Below are 8,652 nucleotides of genomic sequence, written 5' to 3'. Positions count from 1 at the left end.
CATTTTTCTTCACAATAAATGAGCAAAAAAAAAGGAAATTCTTTTAAAGAATTTCCCTTTTCTAGACTATTATTTAAACGTTCTATCTGTAAGCTACTGCCACATTTGAAGCTCTAAAAGATACAGAATCTTTCCATACACAAACTCCAGAAAATACTACTGCATTTGTTTTGGCTGCTAACGTAACGGTTCCTTCCGTACTGATATCGCTAGCCACTATAGAAACTTTAGCTACATGATTATTAGCATCTAGAGGATAGGTTTCTGTACTCACTATCGTTCCTGCTTTTACAAGATTGATGGTTACACTTGCCTTTGATCCTTCAAATTCAGTAGAAAAGTCTAACTGAGTCATTGGTTCTTTTGCTGTTGTTGAATAAATAGTTGATGTTACATTTCCCATTTTTAATTGTTTTAAAAGGTTATTATGATTTTGAGGTGGTATTCAGAAAGCTTTATAGCTATAAACGTCTTTATATCAATTACTTCCTTTCAACACCTCAAATATAAAGATAGGTTGTAAGGCTCACAGAGAAAATAGCATGAAAGGGTTCATCTTTAGTATGGGAGTGGTATTCTTGGGTATAAGAGATTATATATAAATTACTTATAATCAAATAATTAGTGTTTTACAGGATTGAGGGTATTGGAGAGGGCTAAAAAATACAACAAGATATTGTATGGGGCTAAGAATAAGGTTTAGTGAGGGTTATGAGGGTGAAGGGGTTGTTAATTGGTGGATTGTCTTACCAAGGATTATTTGGAATGTCTTAATCTTTTGATACTTCACTTGTTTCTGGTTATATCATTGGAGTATAAACCTTTTTTATAACTTGTTGATTTTGTTTGGTTAGGGTGTGAAAATTTGTATATTGGGTTAATGTTATGAAGAACCCGATGCAAAAATTACTATTATTCAGTTGCTTTGTGTTTCTTTTTGGTAATATTTCTTTTTCTCAAAATATTTTCAAAGAGAAATACATAGAAAAAGAATGGTCAAAAAGGAAGAGGCAAAATGAAATTTCTGGTTCTCAAGCAATACAAATTCTTACAAGAGAATTTAGTCACATTAAAGGCAATCGTAGCTCATTTAGTTATTCGATTAATGATTGGGACAATACATCTAAAAAGTTTGTAAAATCTCATTTAGAAGACCTTCCAATTTTGAATACAATGAAATTATCGTCAGATGATTTAAAAGTTGTTGCGTTTGCCAAACAAAATGAAATTCTAAAAATTTTGAGTAGTAAATACAATTGGGTTAAGCTAAGACAACCTGGTAATATAATGCCTTCAAATTTTGGTAGCTGGAATCTCGTCGAAACGATTGATGGGAAAACAGGTTGGGTTTTTTCTAAGCCAGAGAATTCGAATTTTAGTAATACAACGTCTATTAATAGACCTATTTACAGACCACCTAGTACTTATTCAAAACCAAGTTCATCTTTCCCTTGGTTCTGGACAATTGTAATAGGTGCTATTTGCTTATACTTTTTTTGTAAAATATTTTCAAGTTCATCAAATTCTGGGAGCTATTCGACAGGTCAATATTCATCAGGAGGATATTCAAGTAGTTCATATAGCAACTCATACAATAATAGTAATAGCCGAAGTACTCGTGGTAACCAAATTGCCAAAAAAGATGAGGATGATACTTTTGGATATAATGATTCAACTCAATATAAAGGTAAAAGCTGGTTGACTGAAAAAAAAGTAGGAAGAACAGCAAATGATGGAACTACTTATAAAGGTAAAAGCTGGTTGACTGAGGAGAAAACGGGAAGAATAGACAAAGATGGCAACATATACAAAGGTAAGAGTTGGTTGACTGAAGAAAAAACGGGAAGAGTAGATAAGGATGGCAATATTTATAAAGGTAAAAGCTGGTTGACTGAAGAAAAAGTAGGAAGAATTGATAAAGATGGAACTACCTATAAAGGTAAGAGTTGGTTGACTGAAGAAAAAACAGGTAGAAGTGAATCAAATAGTTCAAGTGGCTCAAAAAGTGATAGTGATTGTTTTTTAACAACCACTTGTGTTTCACATAAAAACTTAGCTGATGATTGCTATGAACTTCAGATATTGAGAAAATTCAGGGACAACTATTTAGGTAGCTTTGAAGAAGGGATAAAACATTTAAAGAATTACTACGAGATTGCACCGTCTATTATTAGTGAAATTGAAAAACATCCAATGAAAAATGAAATTCTGGAATTTTTGTATAACTCATTAGTTATAAAATCAATTATTCTAATTTCTGAAGGCAAAAATGAAGAAGCATTTTTGAACTATAAATACATCACCTTAAAATTAAAATCTGAATTAATTAACATTACATAATTTTGTATATAAAAAATAGCGAAAGTCTCTGCTAGCGATATGGTTTGGACGTTTTTGGAAAGTCGTCAAATTTTTAAATTTGGCCTTTAAGATTGAAGAGTTAAAAACAAAATATAAAAATTCGGCTTTGTGCTAATCCGAAAAGTTATCGGTTATTAACTTCGTTACTTTTCATATATGGAGCCGTCAGCAAACACTAAGAAAACAAATGAAAAGACCAATTATCTTAGATAGTAATATTGATAATTATCTACAAAAGTTGTTCGTTATAATTCTATGATGGAATCATTTCTAATGTCTGAGTTTCTAAAAGAAAAAGTTAATTGGAAATTTGAAGAATTAATGATTGACGGACAATTTAAAAATCGCGAAGCCGAACTGGAATTTTTAAATAGGTCAAGTAAAGCCAGTGAACATTCAATATTTTATCCTCAAAGTTTCAGAACTGCATTTTTAGTCCAACTGTTTTCTATATTAGAATATGAATTAAGAGTTATATGTTTACATCATCATATTGAAAATAAGACTGATTTTTCTATTAATGACTTAAGCGGAAGAAGTGACTTAGAAAAAGCAAAAAAATATCTGACAAAATCTTGCAGTGTGAATTTTGAGAATCTAAATCCAGAATGGAATTTTTTAAACACTATCAGAAAAATAAGAAACTCAATTGTACATCATAAAGGAGAAATAAAAAAAACGGACAAAGATTGGAATTCGATATTCAATTTTGTAAAAAATAATAAAGATAAAATCGGATTTTCTGAACATATAGAATATATGAATAAAGAAGATTACGCTGAATTCATTTATAATCATCAAACTTTTCATTTAGAAGTTGGAAGAAGACAATTGAATAATGAATTAGTAAATCAAATTTGTTCATTTTTACATAAATTAAAAACAGAACTAAACTGGACGTAATTAACGTTTGCTAACAACGGTAACCGTTGCACAAGCCCACAACCCTAATAAAAACAAAGCATCCTACACTACCCCTCTCTCAAGCCTTTTTTTATACTATCTTGTATTCAGGTCTGATTTTTTAAAAAACGCGTATATCAAAGTAAAATCGCGTATCAAAAGTGATTTTTATAAAATACAGACAAAAGTTTCTTTCCTACCTAACATTTTCTAGTTAGACTAAAAAAAACATCCTTTGATAACCTGTTGATTTTGTTTGGTTAAGATATATAAATTTGTATATTGGTTTTACGCTAATGTTGTACGCAAGCTACGAAATGAAAAAAAAAGGAATAAAAATCAGTCCAAGATTTCATAAATCTGATTGGGGAAATCTAAATCTGAAAGGAAAAACCTCCGATTGGATTAAAGCTGTGGAAATTTTTGACGACAGAATGAAAGGTAGGTTTTTTGAACAAATTCAATTGCTTGAACAGAACCCAAATCGTGATGTTGGAATTTTTGCTGGATTTGCGATAATGTCATTGGATTGTTTACTCATTGAAACTATTGAACAATTTATAAATGGAAGATTAAGAACTGGACAAGGAATGGATGAAAAGTCCTTTTTTGACTTTTTTCAAAGAAGTGATAAACTTAAATCTTTTTTTAATAATCAAACAAAGGCTACTGTATTCTACCAACAAATTAGATGTGGACTTTTACATCAAGCACAAACTAAAGGTAAATCAATAATTCACATAAGAGAAAAACCCATGTTAGAATGGATTGACAATGAAAATCCTAGAAATGGATTAAAAATTCAGAGGAGAAAATTTCATGAAGAAGTGTTGCGAATTTATGAAAATTATTGTGAACAACTTCGCAATGAAAGAAACATGAACCTAAAAGGAAAATTCAAACGGAAAATGGAAAGTATTATAAATCAAAAGTAAAAGCCTTCTAACAGTAAGCAAAAATTTAAAATCACATAAGGCTAACTAAAATTATCGAGTTTCGCCAGCAATACTTTTTTTCAGCAATTGCATGAAAGAAGAGTTTCTCGCTTCTGCATCACTGATAAGTGCATCATAATTTAGTACGAATAATTTAATTGGAATTTTACTAAACCTATCACTCATATCAGGAATTATAAACTCCTCACCATACAGCATTTTTCCCTTCGAATATAACGGAATATAATTATCTTCTAGCAACGACCTTTCAAACTCAATATCAATCTCAGCCACTCCATAATACCAAACTCGTTGAATTTTATCTACGTACTTATTATTCAGAATTCTAGCACGTTGTTTAAGTTGACTGACAACTTCCTCTTGCTTTGCTAATTTAATTCCTTCTTGCTTAAGCTCAATAATCACAACATCAACCTTATCAGCTTCCTCGGGATTATCAGAAAAAATTATTGCAATATCTGGTCGTGTTCCATTGGAATCAACTTCATCATCTTCTCCTGCCAACTCCTTCAACAACTCATCCATTCTACGCTCACTTAATACTGAAGAATAAGTCATAAACTTATCATCAAATATCCAAATATTATTCTTGAAGTAAGTATCAATGTCTCCATCATTGTGGTTGTAAGTCGTTTTAGGTATGATAACATCATGTATATCATCTTCGTTTCCGTCAGCCTTAGCTTCTTTCAAACGTTTTAATGAAAACTCACGGTAAAGGATGTACTCCATTAATAATCTTGAAGAAACTTCCAAAGCCTTGTCATATTGGTCATCATTCAAGTGAGTAGCTTCGAGCAGTTTTTTCTGGTCTTGAAAAAATCGCATTTGTGCTGCTTCCAGAGTAACAGCTCTATCAGCTATTCCTATTGATTCATCTTTGAAATATCCATATAAGTGCGGATAAGTGCTTTCTAGAGAATTTTTGAGTTCTTTATTTTTCTCTGTAATTTCAGGAATACTCTCTTTAAGTAATTCACTCACATGTTTTTTAAACACCCTTTTTAATTGTTTAATAGTTGCATCTGGGAGGTCAAGTTCTTGACGTGAAGTGTCTACTTTACCAGTTAGATAGTCAGAGATCAAAAGAAAGATCAGTTCATAACCATCAGGCAAAGATTCACCACCTGGCATTTTCATTTCTACTGTCCTATTATCAACACAAACAGCTATAATACTCATACTCTCTTCAGCAGTCTGTTCCTTCTTCTGTATTGAATAATACAGATGAAACTCATCTACCAAAGAAATAGTATCGTCATGAAAAGAACTCTTTTCGAGTGTTGGTAAATCAACAAGCTTAATCTCTTGATAATCTGAAGCAAATTCGTAATCTGGATTAGGTTCTGTGGTTTCGAGTGAAATGGTTATTAACAGTTCTTCCTTGGCAAGTTTTTTTTTATAAAGTAATGGGAAAAAATGAAGCAATATTGACTTCTTTAAAGCAAGTGGTCTTACATAGTTGTATGCCTTGATTTTGTCCTTCCTGTAACCAGATAATTTCAAGAAAGTTCCAGTTTTCGTATTCTCATGCTTAACGACTAAAGACTTGCCATCAAATGAACGGTCAAATTCGAAAGTTCTCTTCTTATCATCATAATAACTTTCAATATCAACGGTTCGAAAATATTTTAGAAATACTAACCTACCTACTCCTTTATGATCCTTCTCCTCCGTCTTAAGTAGCTCTTTAAATTTATTAAAATTCTCATCTTTAAATCCTTCGCCGTTATCTTCAATTTCAAGCGAAAAGGCATCTATATCCTTCAGATTCTTAACCTTTATTTTTACATCTATTTTAGTACTTCCTGAATCTATAGCGTTCGCAATAGCTTCGAAATAAACTAGTTCTAACGACGGGTTTGGAAAGAAAAGGTCTGCGGCTCTAGAAATATCGACATCCATAATTACTTGCTGTTGAATTAAATGATTTTCCTAAAAATTAAACAAATGGAAATTAAAAATTAAAAGTAAAACATTTAAGGATAAACTTATACTATAAAGTAGTCCAAATTTATTAAAAATGTAAAAAACACCAGCTTATAATAACTGTAACCATCACCCAAACCCACAACTCTAATAAAACAACACATCCTATCCCTCTCCCCCGAAGCTTTTCCACAAGAATATCATATATCTACATCGGTAGACATCTGATGATAAAATCTCGTATATTGAGCTGTAGATCGTATTTTGTGATAACCAATGAGTGCTTATGACCCTTCTTGAAAACCCAGTGTATGTCCTACTCATGCTCCTTGCAATGGTGATTCTGGCTGTATATGCTGCCAAAACCAACCTAGGTAAAAAATTAGGGGTTGCCTTGCTTGCTATTCTTTTTACCGCTGTGATTGCCAACTTACAACTGATTCCGTCAGCATCTAACTCGATTCCTTTGTATGATGGGATTTTTACCTACCTCGCTCCTATTTCGATTTTTTATTTATTGCTTGGCGTGAACTTGTCCTCTATCAAAAGAGCGGGAGCACCTATGATTATTTTATTTTTAATTGGGTCATTGGCGACCACCTTAGGTATTTTGATTTCGTGGTATGTCATTTCGCCACAAGAAGTATTAGGAGAAGATGCCAATATCATTGCAGGAATGCTCACAGGAACGTATACGGGGGGAAGTATTAATTTTAATGCGGTTGCTTTGGAGTATGATTTTCAAAAACGTGGGGTTTTATATGCGGGTACGATAGCCATCGATAATGTAGTGACTACGGTATGGATTATTGTCACGCTTGCATTTCCTGCACTCTTACGTAAATTCTGGAAAGATAAAAAAATACACACGCCCAAAGAAACCACCAAGACTCAGGAACGTGAAGGGATTAATGCGCATAGCTTGATGTGGCTGATGTTTCTAGGACTTGCCGCTTATTTTGCCTCTGATCTATTAGCGACTTACGTACCGCAAATACCTTCGATGATTACGATTTCGACCCTAGGGATTCTACTCGCCCAAGTGCCTTTTGTGTCTCAATTGAAAGGGAGTCAGACGTTAGGACTCTATCTCGTTTATATTTTTCTGGCAGTTATTGGTGCGTATTGCGAACTCAGTGCTGTGGTGGAATTAAAAGATATCGGACTTACGTTACTTGGCTTTACAGCCTTGGCAGTGATGCTTCACGGCCTATTTACTATTCTTTTTGGCGGACTGATCTACAGAGATTGGGATATGATTTCGATTGTGAGTCAGGCCAATATTGGTGGAGGCACCACGGCCATTGCCCTCGCCGAAACCTTTAAACGTAAAGAACTCTTATTACCCGCCATTCTTGTGGGTTCTCTGGGGAATGCGCTAGGTACGTATCTGGGATTTATGGTGGTGTATTTACTGTAAAAATGGGTTTTGTAGTGTCCGCTCCTGCCTGCCGGCAGGCAGGTTCGCGAAAGCGTATACGTGTTCACACGCTGTTTGTTTATGATTACATGTACTGACGCTGTTTTTTCAAAAAATCAGTAAGAGTAAGCTAGTTTTGTGCTATTTTGGACGATAAAAAAACTACTAATTAGAACAGTAAATGCCAAAACAGATTATCCTACTCTTCCTTTTACTCTTCGTCTTTAGTAGTTGTGATTTTACACCCGCTGGTGAGTATTATAACAAAGCTTTGGAACTAAGGAAGGAGAAAAAAATCGAAGAAGCCATTGCAAACCTTGATAAAGCAATTGCTAAAGAACCGAAGTTCAGGCCTGCTCTTTTAAACAGAGGTGTCTATAAATCAATAGTAGAAGATTACCAGGGAAGCATCACTGATTATAAAAAACTTTTAGCCTTTGATGGTGATAATACAATGGCACTCTACAATATTGGAAATAGTTATAGTGCTTTAAAAGAACACAACAAAGCCATTACCTATTATACCAAAGCCCTTAAAACTGAAGGTGCTCTAAAAAGTTTTCCTAGTTCAAATGGAGGGGTGATCGCTTTTCAAATGAATTTTGATTTAAAAAGCTTTGATAGTGATATGAATTACAATGTCTACGATAGTGAAATTTATTTTGATCGCGGTGTCGAATTTCTAGAAATAGAAAAGTTTGATAAAGCGATTTCTGATATTAACAAGTCCTTAAAAGCAAATTATGCGGTAAAGGATTCTTATTTCTACTTAGGAAAAGCCTACATCGGAAAAAAAGATTCTTTACTAGCCTGTCAAAACTTTATTGAATCTGCGAGGTTAGGAGATCAAAAAGCGAGAGAGATGCTCAAACAACATTGTATCAAACAAGAATCCAAATGAACCGTATCATCACTATTCTAAAATGGATAGCAATCATCCTATTCTTTCCATTATCCCTAATTTTTGTAGGCTACTACAACCAAAAAAAAACGAAAAAGGAATATTGGAAGAAGGAGGCATTGAAATAAATATCAATTACAAAAAGTATACGTATTTCCTACTCGTATACTGCGTCTAGAATT

The 8,652-nt window shown here is 33.1% G+C and carries 7 protein-coding genes; 5 read left to right on the top strand and 2 right to left on the bottom strand.

The features are described 5' to 3' along the window. Positions 1-82 precede the first annotated feature (82 nt). Entirely contained in the window at positions 83-403 is a 321-nt protein-coding gene (locus Q0505_RS01365; protein WP_299207973.1) for a hypothetical protein, read from the bottom strand. Positions 404-897: 494 nt separating this feature from the next. Between Q0505_RS01365 and Q0505_RS01360 the strand changes: the two genes are divergently transcribed. The 3 genes from Q0505_RS01360 to Q0505_RS01350 all read left to right on the top strand — a co-directional run bounded on the left by Q0505_RS01360 (position 898) and on the right by Q0505_RS01350 (position 4,199). Continuing rightward, entirely contained in the window at positions 898-2,340 is a 1,443-nt protein-coding gene (locus Q0505_RS01360) for a CFI-box-CTERM domain-containing protein (RefSeq protein WP_299207971.1), read from the top strand. 294 nt (positions 2,341-2,634) lie between these two features. Then, positions 2,635-3,264 (top strand): hypothetical protein, encoded by a 630-nt coding sequence (locus Q0505_RS01355; protein ID WP_299207969.1) that lies wholly within the window; start codon positions 2,635-2,637, stop codon positions 3,262-3,264. 317 nt (positions 3,265-3,581) lie between these two features. Further along, the gene (locus Q0505_RS01350; protein WP_299207967.1) at positions 3,582-4,199 is read left to right on the top strand and encodes a hypothetical protein; all 618 of its coding nucleotides are present in this window, start codon (positions 3,582-3,584) and stop codon (positions 4,197-4,199) included. A gap of 51 nt (positions 4,200-4,250) precedes the next feature. Here Q0505_RS01350 and Q0505_RS01345 read toward each other — a convergent pair whose 3' ends face one another. Further along, positions 4,251-6,125 (bottom strand): ATP-binding protein, encoded by a 1,875-nt coding sequence (locus Q0505_RS01345; RefSeq protein ID WP_299207965.1) that lies wholly within the window; start codon positions 6,123-6,125, stop codon positions 4,251-4,253. A gap of 310 nt (positions 6,126-6,435) precedes the next feature. On the opposite strand from Q0505_RS01345, the gene Q0505_RS01340 reads away from it, so the two are divergent. Beyond that, positions 6,436-7,569, top strand: a complete 1,134-nt coding sequence (locus Q0505_RS01340) for a DUF819 family protein (RefSeq protein WP_299207963.1) — start codon at positions 6,436-6,438, stop codon at positions 7,567-7,569. A gap of 181 nt (positions 7,570-7,750) precedes the next feature. Next, on the top strand, positions 7,751-8,470 hold the full coding sequence (locus tag Q0505_RS01335) for a tetratricopeptide repeat protein (protein ID WP_299207961.1): 720 nt from the start codon (positions 7,751-7,753) through the stop codon (positions 8,468-8,470). Positions 8,471-8,652: the final 182 nt, after the last annotated feature.

The sequence above is a fragment of the uncultured Dokdonia sp. genome, assembly GCF_937910895.1.
In the GTDB taxonomy this organism is placed as follows: Bacteria; Bacteroidota; Bacteroidia; order Flavobacteriales; family Flavobacteriaceae; genus Dokdonia.
This window is presented reverse-complemented; position numbering and strand designations above follow the sequence as displayed.

Coding starts and splice junctions, on each gene's coding strand:
- Q0505_RS01365 (WP_299207973.1), bottom strand. CDS start 403: ATGGGAAATGTAACATCAACTATTTATTCAACAACAGCAAAAGAACCA.
- Q0505_RS01360 (WP_299207971.1), top strand. CDS start 898: ATGCAAAAATTACTATTATTCAGTTGCTTTGTGTTTCTTTTTGGTAAT.
- Q0505_RS01355 (WP_299207969.1), top strand. CDS start 2,635: ATGTCTGAGTTTCTAAAAGAAAAAGTTAATTGGAAATTTGAAGAATTA.
- Q0505_RS01350 (WP_299207967.1), top strand. CDS start 3,582: ATGAAAAAAAAAGGAATAAAAATCAGTCCAAGATTTCATAAATCTGAT.
- Q0505_RS01345 (WP_299207965.1), bottom strand. CDS start 6,125: ATGGATGTCGATATTTCTAGAGCCGCAGACCTTTTCTTTCCAAACCCG.
- Q0505_RS01340 (WP_299207963.1), top strand. CDS start 6,436: ATGACCCTTCTTGAAAACCCAGTGTATGTCCTACTCATGCTCCTTGCA.
- Q0505_RS01335 (WP_299207961.1), top strand. CDS start 7,751: ATGCCAAAACAGATTATCCTACTCTTCCTTTTACTCTTCGTCTTTAGT.